General features: G+C 72.1%; 13 protein-coding genes. 11 read left to right on the top strand and 2 right to left on the bottom strand.

The window, feature by feature from the left end; all coding sequences use genetic code 11:
- Positions 1–144: 144 nt before the first annotated feature.
- The 11 genes from J8M50_RS20610 to J8M50_RS20560 all read left to right on the top strand — a co-directional run bounded on the left by J8M50_RS20610 (position 145) and on the right by J8M50_RS20560 (position 9,639).
- A complete protein-coding gene (locus J8M50_RS20610; RefSeq protein ID WP_010353757.1) occupies positions 145–459 on the top strand; it encodes an antibiotic biosynthesis monooxygenase family protein in 315 nt (104 codons plus the stop codon).
- On the top strand, positions 456–1,358 hold the full coding sequence (locus tag J8M50_RS20605) for an MBL fold metallo-hydrolase (protein WP_010353758.1): 903 nt from the start codon (positions 456–458) through the stop codon (positions 1,356–1,358). Before J8M50_RS20610 ends, J8M50_RS20605 begins: the two co-directional genes overlap by 4 nt.
- Before the next feature lie 28 nt (positions 1,359–1,386).
- Positions 1,387–2,394: an MsnO8 family LLM class oxidoreductase gene (locus tag J8M50_RS20600; protein ID WP_010353759.1), complete on the top strand. Its 1,008-nt coding sequence runs from the start codon at positions 1,387–1,389 to the stop codon at positions 2,392–2,394.
- A gap of 45 nt (positions 2,395–2,439) precedes the next feature.
- Complete coding sequence (locus tag J8M50_RS20595; RefSeq protein ID WP_010353760.1) at positions 2,440–3,411, top strand: quinone oxidoreductase family protein; 972 nt, start codon at positions 2,440–2,442, stop codon at positions 3,409–3,411.
- A 56-nt stretch (positions 3,412–3,467) separates the two neighbouring features.
- Entirely contained in the window at positions 3,468–4,253 is a 786-nt protein-coding gene (locus J8M50_RS20590) for an SDR family NAD(P)-dependent oxidoreductase (RefSeq protein WP_010353761.1), read from the top strand.
- 50 nt (positions 4,254–4,303) lie between these two features.
- Positions 4,304–4,573 carry an acyl carrier protein gene (locus J8M50_RS20585; protein ID WP_010353762.1) on the top strand — a complete coding sequence of 90 codons (270 nt, stop codon included), beginning with the start codon at positions 4,304–4,306 and terminating at the stop codon, positions 4,571–4,573.
- Positions 4,574–4,591: 18 nt separating this feature from the next.
- Entirely contained in the window at positions 4,592–5,377 is a 786-nt protein-coding gene (locus tag J8M50_RS20580) for an SDR family NAD(P)-dependent oxidoreductase (protein ID WP_010353763.1), read from the top strand.
- 68 nt (positions 5,378–5,445) lie between these two features.
- Positions 5,446–6,390, top strand: a complete 945-nt coding sequence (locus tag J8M50_RS20575) for an aromatase/cyclase (protein WP_010353765.1) — start codon at positions 5,446–5,448, stop codon at positions 6,388–6,390.
- Positions 6,391–6,600: 210 nt separating this feature from the next.
- The gene (locus J8M50_RS20570; protein ID WP_010353766.1) at positions 6,601–7,443 is read left to right on the top strand and encodes an AfsR/SARP family transcriptional regulator; all 843 of its coding nucleotides are present in this window, start codon (positions 6,601–6,603) and stop codon (positions 7,441–7,443) included.
- A gap of 25 nt (positions 7,444–7,468) precedes the next feature.
- Positions 7,469–8,347, top strand: a complete 879-nt coding sequence (locus tag J8M50_RS20565; protein ID WP_010353767.1) for an alpha/beta hydrolase — start codon at positions 7,469–7,471, stop codon at positions 8,345–8,347.
- A gap of 14 nt (positions 8,348–8,361) precedes the next feature.
- On the top strand, positions 8,362–9,639 hold the full coding sequence (locus J8M50_RS20560) for an MFS transporter (protein WP_010353768.1): 1,278 nt from the start codon (positions 8,362–8,364) through the stop codon (positions 9,637–9,639).
- Here J8M50_RS20560 and J8M50_RS20555 read toward each other — a convergent pair.
- Positions 9,551–12,325 (bottom strand): helix-turn-helix transcriptional regulator, encoded by a 2,775-nt coding sequence (locus tag J8M50_RS20555; protein ID WP_010353769.1) that lies wholly within the window; start codon positions 12,323–12,325, stop codon positions 9,551–9,553. The genes J8M50_RS20560 and J8M50_RS20555 overlap by 89 nt on opposite strands.
- 191 nt (positions 12,326–12,516) lie before the next feature.
- Positions 12,517–13,851 (bottom strand): methyltransferase, encoded by a 1,335-nt coding sequence (locus J8M50_RS20550; RefSeq protein ID WP_010353770.1) that lies wholly within the window; start codon positions 13,849–13,851, stop codon positions 12,517–12,519.
- Between the last annotated feature and the right edge of the window lie 119 nt (positions 13,852–13,970).

Here is a 13,970-nt window from a genome sequence, read left to right as displayed (position 1 = left end):
ACCTCGGAGATCCCCTGAGAGAGAATTGAGAAAAACCCTCCGAGCGGCTTCCGAGTGCGCGCCGACCGTGCACCGAGGAGCGGGATTCCATTCTTTTTCCAGCGCATCGCTCAACCCACGGACCGCTATTTGAGGACGGACGACATGACCGCCATCTTCGCGAACACGCTCACGCTCAAGGACCCGCAGGACGCCGGGGCCGCCAAGGACCTGGAGGAGACCATCACCGAGGCCGGCGCCTTCATGCGCCGCCAGCCGGGCTTCCGCTGCTTCCGCCTGGTCCGCTCCGTGAAGAACCCGGAGAGCTACCTGATCTACGCCGAGTGGGACGACGTCGAGGTGCTGGAGACCGCGATCGCCCAGCCCGACGTGCGGACCCGGGCGGCCCACGTCCGTACCCTGACGCAGGGCGCGCCGAAGATCTACGAGGTCGTCTCCGCGGCGGACCTGACCACGTGACAGGACGGCTGACGGAGGTCGCCGACCGCGTCTTCGCGTTCGTGCAGCCCGACGGCGGCTGGTGCCTGAACAACGCGGGGATCGTCGTGGGCGCCGACCGGGCCTGCGTCGTCGACACGGCCGCCACCGAGCGCAGGGCCCGCGCGCTGTACGCCGCCGTCGAGCGGGTCGCCGGCCGGCCGCCGGGGTTCCTGGTGAACACCCATCACCACGGCGACCACACCTTCGGCAACTCCCTGTTCCCGCCCGGCACGACGGTCGTCTCCCACGATCTCGCGCGCACCGAGATGGCCGACAAGGCGCTCTCCCTGTGCCAGGTGTGGCCGGACGTCGACTGGGGCCGCCTCGCCCTGCGCCTGCCGGACCTCACGTTCTCCGACCGGCTCACCCTGCACCTGGGCGACGAGCGGGCCGAGCTGCTGTACGTCGGTCCCGCGCACTCGACCAACGACGTCGCCGTCTGGCTGCCGGAGCGCGGGTGCCTGTTCGCCGGGGACGTCCTGATGTCCGGCTGCACTCCGTTCTGCCTGATGGGGTCGCTGGAGGGCAGCCTGCGGGCGGTGGCCCGGCTGCGCGCCCTCGGCGCCGAGACCGTCGTCTGCGGACACGGTCCGGTGTGCGGCCCCGAGGTCTTCGACGCCACCGAGCGCTACCTGCTGTGGGTGCGCCGGCTGGCGAAGGAGGGGATCGCGGCCGGCCTCGACCCGCTGACCACGGCCCGCGAGAGCGCGCTCGGCGAGTACGCCGACCTCGTCGACCCGGAGCGGCTGGTCGCCAACCTGCACCGGGCGTACGCGGAGGAACGCGGCGCGCGGCCGGGCGAGTACCTCCCCTCAGGTCCGGTGTTCCGCGAGATGACCGACTTCAACGGCGGCCGTCCCCTGCGCTGCCTGGCCTGAGCACCACACACAACGAGAGGAGCACACCGTGAAACTGTCGGTGGTCGAGCAGGCCCCCGTGGTGGAAGGACTCACCCCGGCCGACTCGCTGCGGCACAGCATCGAACTGGCCCGCCTCGCGGACCGCCTGGGCTACGAACGCTTCTGGGTCGCCGAGCACCACGCCGAGATCTTCACCGCGGTCCCCGCCCCGGAGATCCTCGTCGCCCGGATCGCGGCGGAGACCTCCGGCATCCGCGTCGGCTCCGGCGGGGTGCTGCTGTCCCTGTACAGCCCGCTGAAGGTCGCCGAGGTGTTCCGCACCCTGCACGCCCTGTACCCCGGCCGGATCGACCTGGGCATCGGCCGCGCCAACCGGGTCAGGCCGCCGGTGTTCGCGGCGCTGCGCGACGACGGCGCCTCCCAGGAGCCGTCCTCGGACGACCTGTGGCGGCGCCTCGCCGAGCTGCGCGGCTACCTGGACCCGGCCGGCGAGCGCCCGTTCCCGGTCTCCCCCGCGATGCCGGGCGGCCCGGACCTGTGGCTGCTGGGGGCGAGCGTGTCCAGCGCCGAGGCGGCGGCCCGGCTCGGACTGCCGTACGCGTACGCGCACTTCATCGCACCGGCGTTCACCCGGGAGGCGCTGGACGCCTACCGGACCGCGTTCGTGCCGGGCCCCGACGCCGCCGCGCCCGCGCCGATCCTGTCGGTGGTGGTGTGCTGCGCGGAGACCGACGCCGAGGCGGAGCGGGTGTACGCGACGCACCGGCTGTTCCACCGCCGGATGTCGCAGGGCGACGTACGGCTGCTGCCGCCGGCGGACCTGTCCGTCGCGGAGATGGACCGGCCGGGGCCCGACCCGCTGGCCGAGGAGTCCTTCGAGTGGCCGCGCTACGTGGTCGGCTCCCCCGACCGGGTCCGTGACCAGCTCACCAAGATGGCCGACGCCACCGGCGCGGAGGAGCTGGGCGTCGTGTCGATGATCCACGACCAGCACGACCGGCTGCGCTCGTACCGGCTGCTCGCCGAGGCCTTCGAGCTGACCCCCCGGCACTGAACAGACCGGCACTGACAGACCGGCACTGACAGAGAGGCAACCCCCGTGCGTGTCATCCGCTACCACTCCTACGGCGGCCCCGAGGTCCTGTCCGTCGAGGAGGCCCCGATCCCCGAGCCGGGCCCGGCCGAGGTACTCATCGAGGCCGAGGCGATCGGCGTCAACTTCGTCGAGACCCAGCGCCGGCAGGGCACCGCGCCCTTCCCCACCCCGCTGCCCAACGCCCCGCACGGCGACGTCGTCGGCACGGTCGTCGCCGCCGGGGCCGAGGTGACCACCGTCGAGGTCGGCGACCGCGTGGCAGCCCCGGTCGCGGGCGAGGCGTACGCCGACTACGCCGTCCACGACGCCACGTTCCTCATGCCGATCCCGGCGGACCTCGGCCTCGCCGAGGCGAGCGTGCTGGCCTCCCCCGCGCAGACCGCGCTGTGCACCCTCAAGACCGCGCGCGTCGAACCCGGCGACACGGTCCTCGTGCACGCCGCGTCCGGCTCCATCGGACACCTGGCCCTCCAGATCGCCAGGCTCCTCGGCGCGGGCACGGTCATCGGTACGGCGGGCTCGGCCCACAAGCTCGACTTCGCCCGCGCGTACGGCGCCGACGTCGCCGTCGACTACTCGGCGCCCGACTGGGCCGACCAGGTCCGCGAGGCGACGGGCGGGCGCGGGGTCGACGCGATCGTCGACAGCGTCGGCGGGGACGTCCTGCGCCAGGGCATCGGCCTGCTCGCCCCCTTCGGCCGCCTCGTGTTCTACGGCGCGGCCAGCGGCGAGGTGCCGTCGGTCTCCCCGATGGAGCTGATCGGCCTCCAGTACGTGACCGGGTCGAGCCTGTGGGCGTGGTGGCGGCACCGGCCCGACGAGGTGCGCGCCGGACTCGGCCGGCTCGCCGGGCTGCTCGCCGCCGGCGAGCTGCGGGTGTCGCTCGGCACCACGCTGCCGCTCACCGAGGCGGCGAAGGCGCACCAGCTGATCGAGGAGCGCGGGCACCTCGGTCGCGTCCTGCTCATCCCGTGAAACCTGCCCCGCCGGACGACGGGGGAGCCGACCACTGTCCGAGGAGTCATCGCCGTATGGATCTGAACCTGGCCGGAAAGACGGCCGTCGTCACCGGTGGCAGCCGGGGTATCGGCCTCGCCATCGCGCGCGCCCTGGCCGACGAGGGGGCCCGGGTCGTGTGCGGAGCCCGCAGTCCCCTGCCCGAGCCGACCCGCCCCGGCCTGCTGGCCCTGGCGGTGGACCTGTCGACTCCCGAAGGGCCCCAGCGTCTGGCCGACCACGCGCTGGAGCAGCTCGGTGGCATCGATGTGCTGGTCAACAACCTCGGGGGCGACGGCTCCACCCCGGACCGGCCCTTCCCCGAGATGGACGACACGTTCTGGTACGACGCGCTCAAGGTGAGTTTCCTGAGCACGATGCGGATGACGCGGGCGGCGCTGCCCAGCCTGCTGGAGCGCCGGGGCAGCGTCATCCACATCAGCTCCGTCGCCGCGCGCACGCCCGACCCCGCGCACATGCCGTACAGCGCCGCGAAGAGCGCCGCCCTCAACTTCACCGCCGCGGTGGCACGGCAGTTCGCCGGCCGCGGTCTGCGGGTCAACACCATCGCTCCCGGTGTCGTGAACACCAGCCTCTGGACGTCTCCGGGTGGCGCGGGTGAGCGGCTCGCGAAGGATCTGGGCATTCCGCTGGCCGAGGTCATCAAGGAGGTCCCGAAGCTGGCCGGGATCCCCACCGGGCGGGTCACGGAACAGGGGGAGGTCGCCGCGCTCGCGCTGCTGCTCGCCTCGGATCTGGTGCCCAACGTGACCGGCGCGGAGTTCGTGGTGGACGGCGGTATGACATCGGCGCGCATCTGACGCGCGTCCGGCTTTCCGGAAGACACACACAAGGAGAAGGAGACAGCGGCATGACCAAGAAGGTGTTCAGCATCGACGACCTGAAGCGCATCCTCCTCGACGGAGCCGGTGAGCCGGAGGGCCCCGGGGTGGCGGCGGCGACCGTCGACCTCGGCTTCCAGGAGCTGGGCTACGACTCGCTGGCGGTCCTGGAGACCTGCACCCGCATCGAGCGCGAGTTCGGCGTCGCCCTCGACGAGGAGGTCCTCGGCGAGGCCGGCACTCCGCGCGCTCTCGTCGACATCGTCAACAACCATCTGTCCGTCGCCCATCTGTCCTGAACGGAAGGGGAGCACACCATGTCCGACAGGGACGCACGCACCGCCCTCGTCACCGGCGCGACCAGCGGCATCGGCCTCGCGGTGACCCGGAGCCTGGCCCGCGAGGGCTACCGCGTCTACTTCTGCGCCCGCACCGAGGACTCGGTGGCGGCGACGGTCAAGACCCTGCGCGACGAGGGCCTCGACGTCGACGGGAGGGCGTGCGACGTACGGTCCGGCGACGACGTACGCGCCGTCGTGGCCGCCGCCGTCGAGCGGTACGGCGCGATCGACACGCTCGTGAACAACGCCGGGCGCAGCGGCGGCGGAGTGACCGCGGAAATCCCCGACGAGCTGTGGGCGGATGTCCTGGACACCAACCTGACCAGCGTGTTCCGGATGACCCGCGAGGTGCTGACCACCGGCGGGATGCGGGGACGGGCCCGGGGCCGGGTGGTCAACATCGCGTCCACTGCGGGCAAGCAGGGCGTCGTCCTGGGCGCCCCCTACTCCGCCTCCAAGCACGGCGTCGTGGGCTTCACGAAGGCGCTCGGCAACGAGCTGGCGCCGACCGGGATCACCGTCAACGCGGTGTGCCCGGGGTACGTGGAGACGCCGATGGCGGAGCGGGTGCGGCAGGGGTACGCGCAGGCCTGGGACACCTCGGAGGGCACGGTCCTGGAGAAGTTCCAGGCGAAGATCCCGCTGGGCCGCTACTCGACCCCCGAGGAGGTGGCGGGCCTGGTCACCTACCTGACCTCGGACACGGCCGCCTCGATCACGGCCCAGGCCATCAACGTCTGCGGCGGCCTGGGCAATTTCTGAAACGCCGTACAGAAATACCGAACGGAAAGGCCGTGCGGAAATCCCGCACAGGAAGGGAGAGGGACCGGATGAGCGCGTCGGCACCGCGTGAGGTCGAGCACGAGATCACGGTGAAGGCTCCGGCGGCCACGGTGTACGGGCTGGTCGAGTCCGTCACGAGCTGGCCTCAAGTCTTCCCGCCCACAATCCATGTGGAACGGCTGGAGTACACGCAGAGCAGCGAGCGGATACGGATCTGGGCGACGGCCCGCGGCGAGGTGAAGACCTGGACCTCGCGCAGGGAGCTGGATCCGCAGGGCCTGCGGATCGGTTTCCGCCAGGAGGTGTCCGCGCCTCCGGTCGCGTCGATGGGAGGTGCCTGGGTGATCGAGCCACTGGCGGACGACGCCTGCCGGGTCCGTCTGCTGCACGACTACCGCGCGCTCGACGACTCCCCGCAGGGGCTGGCCTGGATCGACGAGGCGGTCGACCGCAACAGCCGCTCGGAGCTCGCGGCCCTGCGCGACGGCGCCGAACGGGCGAGCGGCGCGGGCGAGTTGCTGCTGACCTTCGACGACACCGTGCACGTCGACGGCTCGGCGCGGGACGTGTACGACTTCCTGAACGCGGCCGACCGCTGGCACGAGCGCCTGCCGCACGTCGACCGGGTGGAGCTGCGCGAGAGCGAGCCCGGCCTTCAGCTGCTGACCATGGACACGCTGACGAAGGACGGCTCCAAGCACACGACGCAGTCGGTGCGGGTGTGCTTCCCGGCCTCCCGGATCGTCTACAAGCAGACCCGGGTGCCCGCGCTGATGACCGTGCACACCGGCCGGTGGAGCCTGGCCGAGGAGTCCGGCGGGGTGGCGGTGACCTCGCGGCACACCGTGGTGCTGAATCCGGGGACCGTCCGTCAGGTACTGGGCGAGAGCGCCGGGATCGAGGACGCGCGGAAGTTCGTCCGCGGCGCCCTGAGCGCGAACAGTCTCGCCACCCTCGGATACGCGAAGGAATATGCCGAACGCAAAGCCTGACCGGAATTGCCCCGCGGCGGCGTGCTCGTCGCGGGGCGCCCGGGAATCAGGCACCCCCTACCCACCCCCCTATCCAGCCCCGGATGCGCGATGACGCAGCGTCCGGAGATTCGTTCACCGTGACCACCATAGGGGTTGGTAGCCCACCGGGCCCCACTTAAGATCATCGTCACATCCTTTCCGTAGTTCGACAGAAAAAGGACGTGGACCATGGTGGAAGTGAAGATACTGGGGTCGCTCGAATTCGCCGTGGGAGGGAATTCAGTGGTTCCCTCCGCACCGAAACTCCGGCAGATCATCGCCCTGCTGGCCATCCGCTCCAACGCCGTGGTGACCGTCTCCGATTTCACCGACGAGATGTGGGGCGACACACCGCCACGCAGTCTTTCCACGACGCTCCAGACCTACATCCTCCAGATCCGGAAGATCCTGAAGAAAGCGGAGCAGGAGGCCGTCGAGCGCAATCAGCCGGTCAGTTCGATCGTCACCCACCCGGGGGGCTATGTGCTCCAGACCCCGGAGTCGACGACCAAGGACTTCGAGGACTTCAACGCGGCCGTCGACAACGGCCACCGGAAGATGCAGGCCGGCCACTACGGCGAGGCCGTCGCCTTACTCACCGAGGCACTGAGTCTGTGGCGCGGTTCCGCCCTGGTCGACGTCCACCGCGGTTCCCTGCTGGACAGCTACGCCATGAAGCTGGAGGAGGCGCGGCTGGCCGCGCAGGTCCTGCGGGTGGACGCGTGTCTGGGCCAGGGCTGCGACCATCAGCTCCTGCCCGACCTGAACTCGCTGGCCGCGCTGCATCCGCTCAACGAGAAGCTCCAGTACCAGCGGATGCTGGCGCTGTACCGGTCGGGCCAGGTCGCCGACTCGCTCCAGAGCTACCGGGGTTTCTACTCCGCGCTGATGGACCAGGTAGGTATCGAGCCCTCGCCGCAACTGCGGGAGCTCCAGGAGGCGATCCTCCTGTCCCAGCCCGCCCTGTCCCAGCCCTTGCCTTCGGAGGAGACCCGGAAAGTGGTCTCCGAGCTGATCCGGCGCAGCCCGTGACGGTGTGACGTACGAGGAGAACCCGATGCCCTTACCGCAGCCGGCCGCAGGCATACGCCGGATCACGCTCGACGCCTCGGGTGTCGGGCTGTCCGCGCTGCTGAGCGAGCCCGCCGGTCCGCCGCGCGCTGTCGTCGTGGCGCTGCACGGCGGCGGAATGAACGCCGACTATTTCGCCGCCCCGGCCGACCCCTCGCTGTCCCTGCTGTCCTACGGCTGCGCCCTGGGGTTCACGGTCCTCGCCCTGGACCGCCCCGGCTACCGGGCCTCCGCCGCCCGGCTGCCGGACGGTCTGGGCCCCCGGGACCAGGCGCCGCTGATCACGGCGGCCCTGGCCGACTTCGCCGCCCGGCACCCGACGGGCGCCGGCTTCTTCCTGCTGGGGCACTCCTACGGCGGCAAGGTCGCGCTGGTCACCGCCGCCGAGCAGCCGCCGCCGGACCTGCTCGGCGTGGACGTCTCGGGCTGCGGGTACGCGTACGCGCTGGACCCCGCCGAGGTGGCGCGGGCGATGGAGCGCGGCCGGTCCTCGAAGAGCTGGGGTCCGCTGCGGTTCTACCCGCCGGGCACGTTCACCGCGATGCGGGACGTGGTCGAGCCCATGCCCCACGCGGAGCGGGAGGGGCTGGCGCGCTGGCCGGAGCTGCTGCGGGCGACGGCGCCCGAGGTGCGGGCGCCGGTGCGGTTCACGTTCGCCGAGCACGAGGCGCTGTGGCTGCACGACCCGGCGGCGCTGGCCGAGCTGACGGCCCTGTTCGGCGCCGACGCGCACATAGCCGTCGACCGGCAGGCCCAGGCCGGTCACAACATCGGCCTGGGCCGCTCGGCCCGCGCGTACCACCTGCGGGCCCTGGCCTTCCTGGAGAACTGCCTCGTCACCGCGCCCGTCCCGGTGCGGCCGTGAGCCCGGGCCGGGGCGTGTTCCGTTCCCTGAAGGTCAGGAACTTCCGGCTCTTCGCGACCGGCCAGATCCTGTCGGTGACCGGCACCTGGATGATGGTCACCGCACAGGACTGGCTGGTGCTGGGCCTGACCGACGACTCGGGGCTCGCCCTCGGCCTGGTCACCGCCGCCCAGTTCGGCCCGATGCTGCTGTTCACGCTGTACGGCGGGACACTCGCCGACCGGCACGACAAACGCATGCTGCTCACCGTGTGCAACACCGCTTCGGCCGCCGGGGCGCTCGGCCTGACGCTGCTGGTGTCCCTCGGCGCGGTACGGCTGTGGCACGTGTTCGCGTTCGCCCTCTTCCTCGGCGTCGTCAACTCGCTGGAGGTGCCGACGCGGATGTCGTTCGTCGGGGAGCTGGTCGGCGGTGACCTGCTGCCGAACGCGTCCGCGCTCAGCGCCGCCTACTTCAACCTCGCCCGCGTCGCGGGTCCCGCGCTGGCGGGGCTGGTGATCTCCGTGTTCGGGGTCGGTCCGGTGATGGCGTTCAACGCGGCGAGCTACACCGCCGTACTGCTGTGTCTGCGGCTGATGCGTACGGCCGAGATGCGGGCCCCCGTGGCGCGGCGGCGCGGGGGGATCCGGGACGGGCTGCGGCATGTGCGGGAGCGGCCGGATCTGGCGGCGCCGCTGCTGCTGGTGCTCGTCGTGAGCGTGTTCGCGCTGAACTTCCAGCTGACGCTGCCGCTGCTGGCGAAGGATGTCTTCAACACAGACGCCCGGTCGTTCGGGCTGCTCACGGCGGCGTTCTCGTTCGGTTCCCTGTGCGCGGCGCTGGCCACCGCGACGCGGACAGGGCGCCCGTCGGGCCGTACGGTCGTCGTGGCGGCGGCGGCCCTCGGGGTGCTGGAGACGGTCACGGGCTTCTCCCCCGGCTTCCTGGCCGGGATGCTGCTGCTGGCGGCGACCGGGTGCGCGTCGGTCTACTTCGGGCAGGCCGCCAACCACCGGGTGCAGCTGGGCGCGGAGCCCGGCTACCGGGGGCGGGTGCTGGCCGTGTACACGCTGATCATGCAGGGGTCCACGCCGGTGGGGGCGCTGCTGACGGGGTGGGTGATCTCGGGGCACGGGGTGCGGGTGAGCCTGTGGCTCGGGGGCGCGGTGGCGCTGCTCGCGGCGGTGGCGGCGGCTGCCCTGGAGCGGGCCCGGACCAGGGGCGTCAAAGAGTCATCCCGTCCGGCGGGATCGGGAACGCCAGCAGCAGATCGGCACGCTGCTTCAGACCCAGCTTCCGGTAGATCTTCGTGAGGTGCTGCTCGACCGTGCTCACCGTGACGCACAGGCGGTCGGCCATCTCCCGGTTGCTGTGGCCGATGCCGGCGAGCCACGCCACCCGCCGCTCGGCGGCGCTGAGGCCGTCGGCGCCGAGGATTCCCTCGGGCTCCTCCCAGAAGTCGTCGGCGAGGTCGGGGCCGCCGAAGGGCGCTCCTGGATCGTCCTGAGCCTGGGCGCTGAGGGCCAGCAAGAGGGGTTCGAACCCACCGTACCTGGCCATGCTCCAGGCCCGGCGCACGAGCACCCGTCCCACCTTCGTGTTGCCGAGGGCGTGCTGGGTGCGGCCGAGTTCGTAGAGGCCCAGCGCGAGGCCCGCCCGGTACGGCGTGTCCTCCAGGAGTCCGACCACGTCCCGCAGGAGGTCGGCCCTGCGGTCGATCGGCCGGGCCAGCGCGAGGACCCGCAGCGCGGTCGCCCTCCCCCAGGGGGCACCGGGCTCGGCGACCACGGCCTCGGCGGTCCGCACCGCCTCGTCCCTGCGGCCCAGCCGGAAGTGGGCCATCGCGGCCCACGCCTGCCAGGGGCAGACCGGCGAGGCGGGGACACCGAGGCGGCGCTCGATCTCGCCGCACCCGAGGAAGTCGCCCAGTGCCGAGGAGAGCATGCCGGTCACCAGCCGGTACACGCCGCGCATGTGCAGGTACAGGCGGCCGAACTCCGACGTGAAGAGGCTGTCGGGCACGGGGATGCGCAGCGTCGCCTTGGCCTCCTCGAACTTGCCTTGGTAGATCTGGGCCATGATCAGGACGCTGAGCGGGAGGCCGACGTAGATGCCCCAGTCGGCGGGGTCGGCGAGCGCGCTGCGTGCCTCCTCCTCGGCCTCGGCGGGGCGGCTGGCGTTCAGCGCGTTGACCGACTGGAGGCAGTGCAGGATCAGGCGCCGGAAGGGGCTCATGGTGTCGCGGCCCTCCTCGGCGAGGCCGTCGCAGGGCGTGGTCGGCATGAAGAGGCAGACGTGGTGCAGGAGCCGGCTCGTGAAGCGGCCGACGTCCATGATCCAGGCGGACTGGTCGGCGTCCAGGAAGTAGGAGCGGATGATCTCCCGGCTCACGCCGGACACGTCGGCCCGCTCCGCCCGTTCGTCGTGGCCGTCGTGGGCATCGTGGCCGTCGTGGGCGTCGCCCCACCACAGGCGGAAGGGCCCGTCGGTGTGCGGTGCCACCGGCCGCCGATCGCAGGCGGGGAACTCCAGCAGGCCGCAGGCCCGGTCGTACTCCTCACGGTCCCGGTCGCTCAGGAGGTCCAGGATCTCGTGGGCGACGGCGCGCTGACCGGCCCAGGCGAGCATCTCGGAGACCACGACGACGCCCTGGGACGGCAGCCGCCCCCGCCGGGCGTGGTCGACCAGGTCCGGCAGGTCGCTGAGGGCCGCCGAGACGTCCACCCGCCATTTCGCGCAGGCCAGTTCCATGAGGGTCTGAGCCTGTTCGTCCGTGCCGGAGGCGAAGTCGTACGCGAGTTCCAGGCAGCGCACCGCCTCGGCCCACTTCCCCTCGGCCTGGGCGTGCCGGGCCGCTTCCCGCAGCACCCCGCGCTCCCAGGCGTGCGCCGCGACGCCGGCCGTCTCCAGGCAGCGCGCCACGGCGCGGACCGGGGCGCCCTGCCGGTGCATCAGGCGCGCCGCCGAGCGGTGGAACTCCACACGGTCCGTGAAGTCGGGGTCCTCCAGGACCGCCGCGCGGATCGCCGGGTGCCGGAAGACGCCCCCGGCCGTCAGCCCCATCGCGTCCATCAGGTCCAGGGCGCTCCTCGTCTCGACGGCCCCCACTCCGCTCACGGCGCTGACCAGGGCCTGCGATCCGTCGGTGTCCACGACGGCGAGGGCGCGGGCGACCCGTTCGAGTCCGTCCACGAGCCCGCCCCCCAGCAGCAGCCGTACGGAGAGGGAGATCCGGAAGGACGACTGCCCGCGCGTCAGCTGGTCCGTGAGGTGCGGAAACGACTTGCTCTCCCTGCCGATGGCCGCCAGCAGCCGGACGTTGCCCCCGGTGAGTTCCATGGCCTTCCTCAGGAAAGCCACGCCGGGCCGTATCCCCGTCAGCTCCCTGAGGAACTGGGCGCTTTCGGGGAACCCGAGGGGCGACAGGCTGATCACCAGCAGCGAGGAGTGCTTGCCGACGGCGAACTGGAAGTCCCGGTACTGCCGGGTCGGGGACAGGCACCCGCCGGACACGACCAGGAGGACGGGCAGCTTGTGGAGCCGGTCCAGCAGGGAGCGCAGCACCCACAGCGAGGCGGAGTCGGCGAGGTGCGGGTCGTCCACGACGAGGACGACCCGGCCCGCGCCGGCGGCGGAGCGCAGGAACCGTTCGGCCATCGGCTGCGCGCGGGTCGCCAGGGACTGGCAGGGCGCGCACAGGCGGGACGCCGAGGAGTCACAGGAGTGTGCCGGTGCGGGGCCGGTGTCGCTCACCGGTACGTCGTCGCCGAAGAGCTGGTCGACCAGCCCCAGCGGGACGTCCTGGCCGGTCTGTGTCCCGGCGGCCTGGCGGACGACGGCTCCCTCGGCGCGCGCCTTGCGCGCGAACCGCTCGACGAGGTACGTCTTCCCGACTCCCGGCGGCCCCTGGACGGCGGCGACCCTGCCGCCCTCCTCGACCGGTGTCCGCATGACCTCCCACAAGGCGGACATCGCCGCTTCCCGGCTGGCCACCGGCATCTCACGCACTCCCTACGACGGACACAGAATCGTTCCTCCCCAGGACTCCAGGTACTTGAAACCCTAAGGTTCCCAGGTATCGGACAAAGGTCACCGCTGTTGCGCACGAACGCCCCCGCGCCGGCCGCTGGTTCAGGGCGGTCGGCGCGGGGGCGTGCGTACGGCGGCTGGTCAGCCGACGGGCCTGTGCCCTACACGGGGCGGCACTCGACGACGAAGACACCGGACGCGGTGGGAGAGACGGAGGTGACAGCGAGGCCCGCCGTCTCCGCCAGCCGCCCGTACTCGGACAGGGAACGCTCCTTGCCGCCGAAGAGCATCAGCATGAGGACGTCGATCTGGGCGAGGAGCCGCTGGTCGTCGAGGACGCCACCGCTCCCGCCGCCGGCCTCGCCGGCCTCCTCCGAGGGGAGCCCTTCGAGGACGAGCACCCGCCCCTGCGGTCCGACCGCCTCCGCGCACCGCCGCAGGATGCGGGCCGCCGCCTCGTCGTCCCAGTTGACGAGGACGTTGTGCAGGACGACCGTGTCGGCGCCCGCCGGGAGCGCGTCGAAGAAGCTGCCGGCCACCACGGAGACGGGGGCACCGCTGTCGGCGAGTTCCCGCACCGCTTCCTCGGCCGTGCCGGGCAGTTCCAGCAGGGTCCCGCGCACGCCGGGCATCCGCTCCAGGAGCGCGGCCAGCAGGGTGCCCCAGCCGCCGCCGACGTCCAGCACATGCCGTACGCCGCTCCAGTCGTAGCCCTCGGCGATCGAGGGGGCCAGCAGCGTCGTCTTGCGGCTCATCCACTCCTGGAAGGACGCCGAGAACGCCGGCTCGGCGGCGAAGTCCTCCCACATCGGCAGCCCGAACAGACGCTCGTACACCGGCTCCCCGGTACGCACCGAGTGCAGGATCCCCCGGGACACCTCGTCGATCCGCGCCTGCGCACTGCCCAGGTCCAGCGACGACGCCAGCCCCGACGCGTGCCCCTCCCGGAGCGCCTCGGACAACTCGGTCCCCCGGAACCTGCCGTCGGCGGTCTCCACGAGAACACCGTGCCGGGCCAGCAGCCTGAGCAACCGGTGCAACGCATCCGCATCGGCCCCCACCCGCTCCGCCGCCTCCACCGCGGACAACGCCGCGCCGGCCAGCAGATCGGGCAGCCGCAACGTCACCGCGGCGCGGATCGCCCACGGGGTGACGGTGTCGGTCCGGGCCAGCACCCGCGACACGAGCGCCTCGGCCGACACCTCCCGGAACTCGACGGCCACGCCGTACGGCCCGACGGCCCGCGCCCCCTCGGTCACCGCCACCCCCGCGGCCTCCGCCTCCGCCACAACCCGCCCCACGTCCCCGACCGGCACGGCCAGCACCCCGACGTCCAGCGGCACGCTCACCGAAACGCCCTCCGCCGACACCACGTACACCCCCGCCTCGGGCCGGAACACCACCTCCCCCGGCACATACCGCTCCCAGAACGAAGAGACGCCCCACGCCGTCTCCTCCGCCCCGAACTCCACGACGCAGTCCCTCGTGATCGACATGCCACTCCTCCCAGATCCCACGCCACGACCGCCCCGCCCACTACGGAGACAGGCCCTCGAACCAACACGTCGATCATGTGGCGGAACCCCTCAGAACCAACTCGGAGAGCACTCGGAAC

It is taken from the genome of Streptomyces acidiscabies (assembly GCF_020010905.1).
GTDB lineage: Bacteria > Actinomycetota > Actinomycetes > Streptomycetales > Streptomycetaceae > Streptomyces > Streptomyces acidiscabies.
This window is presented reverse-complemented; position numbering and strand designations above follow the sequence as displayed.

Excerpts from the sequence above, each read along its gene's own strand:
- J8M50_RS20610 (WP_010353757.1), top strand. The coding sequence starts at position 145 with ATGACCGCCATCTTCGCGAACACGCTCACGCTCAAGGACCCGCAGGAC.
- J8M50_RS20590 (WP_010353761.1), top strand. The coding sequence starts at position 3,468 with ATGGATCTGAACCTGGCCGGAAAGACGGCCGTCGTCACCGGTGGCAGC.
- J8M50_RS20585 (WP_010353762.1), top strand. The coding sequence starts at position 4,304 with ATGACCAAGAAGGTGTTCAGCATCGACGACCTGAAGCGCATCCTCCTC.
- J8M50_RS20580 (WP_010353763.1), top strand. The coding sequence starts at position 4,592 with ATGTCCGACAGGGACGCACGCACCGCCCTCGTCACCGGCGCGACCAGC.
- J8M50_RS20575 (WP_010353765.1), top strand. The coding sequence starts at position 5,446 with ATGAGCGCGTCGGCACCGCGTGAGGTCGAGCACGAGATCACGGTGAAG.
- J8M50_RS20570 (WP_010353766.1), top strand. The coding sequence starts at position 6,601 with ATGGTGGAAGTGAAGATACTGGGGTCGCTCGAATTCGCCGTGGGAGGG.
- J8M50_RS20565 (WP_010353767.1), top strand. The coding sequence starts at position 7,469 with ATGCCCTTACCGCAGCCGGCCGCAGGCATACGCCGGATCACGCTCGAC.
- J8M50_RS20555 (WP_010353769.1), bottom strand. The coding sequence starts at position 12,325 with ATGCCGGTGGCCAGCCGGGAAGCGGCGATGTCCGCCTTGTGGGAGGTC.
- J8M50_RS20550 (WP_010353770.1), bottom strand. The coding sequence starts at position 13,851 with ATGTCGATCACGAGGGACTGCGTCGTGGAGTTCGGGGCGGAGGAGACG.